Annotated in this window: 1 pseudogene; it reads left to right on the top strand. The window is 40.3% G+C overall.

Going from position 1 to position 377, the window contains the following annotated elements:
- Positions 1-377, top strand: a pseudogene (locus tag FD25_RS14165) (IS5/IS1182 family transposase); the annotation flags it as partial.

Below are 377 nucleotides of genomic sequence, written 5' to 3'. Positions count from 1 at the left end.
AGCGAGATGAACTATCAATTTATCTCTGATGACTTAGAAAAGGAGTTCTTGATTCCTTACGGTATGTATGAAAAGGAACAGACCCGTGCCTATCATAAGGACAAGCGAAAGGTTGCTAATTGGGCTTACGATGAACACAATGATTGCTATACGGATCTGGATGGCATTGAATTTAGATTTCATAATTATAGCGTCCGCCATGACCGTTATGGTACTGAACGAAAGTTCAAAGTCTACTGGTCAGTGGATTATTTTGAAGATCCGCAACGTCAAGAATTAGCGACCACGCAAAGTGGTCGACCGCGTCAAATCAGTATTAATGCTAACTGGGAATACTTTAAGAATAGGGCTAAAGAACAGCTTTCAAGTGAAATTGG

Origin of the sequence: Levilactobacillus acidifarinae DSM 19394 = JCM 15949 (assembly GCF_001434835.1) — a bacterium.
GTDB classification, from domain to species: Bacteria; Bacillota; Bacilli; order Lactobacillales; family Lactobacillaceae; genus Levilactobacillus; species Levilactobacillus acidifarinae.
Note: the sequence above shows the minus strand (reverse complement) of the source record. Positions and strands in the feature narration are given on the sequence as shown.